Annotated in this window: 1 protein-coding gene; it reads left to right on the forward strand. The window is 65.8% G+C overall.

What is annotated here, in order from left to right:
• On the forward strand, window positions 1-389 hold a 389-nt coding region (locus tag JK361_RS40760; RefSeq protein WP_201828290.1), incomplete at both ends, for a condensation domain-containing protein.

Here is a 389-nt window from a genome sequence, read left to right on the forward strand (position 1 = left end):
CGATGAGGCGTTGGACGATCTGGTGGGGTTCTTCGTGAACACGCTGGTCCTGCGCACGGACCTGTCCGGTGATCCCACGTTCCGTGAGCTGATCGGGCGGGTGCGGGAGGCGGACCTGGCGGCCTACGCGCACCAGGACGTGCCGTTCGAGCACCTGGTCGAGGTGCTCAACCCGGCGCGGTCCCTGTCCCGCCACCCGCTCTTCCAGGTCATGCTCGTCCTCCAGAACACCGTCGAGACTTCAGCCGAGCTCTCTGGTCTGAGGCTCTCCGGTAAGGGTGCTCGTGCGGAGTCGTCGAAGTTCGACCTCACGCTGAGCCTTCGTGAGCGTCATGCGGTCGATGGTGCACCGGAGGGTCTGGCCGGCGCCATGGAGTTTGCGACTGATC

Origin of the sequence: Streptomyces musisoli (genome assembly GCF_016741855.1) — a bacterium.
Lineage (GTDB): Bacteria > Actinomycetota > Actinomycetes > Streptomycetales > Streptomycetaceae > Streptomyces > Streptomyces musisoli.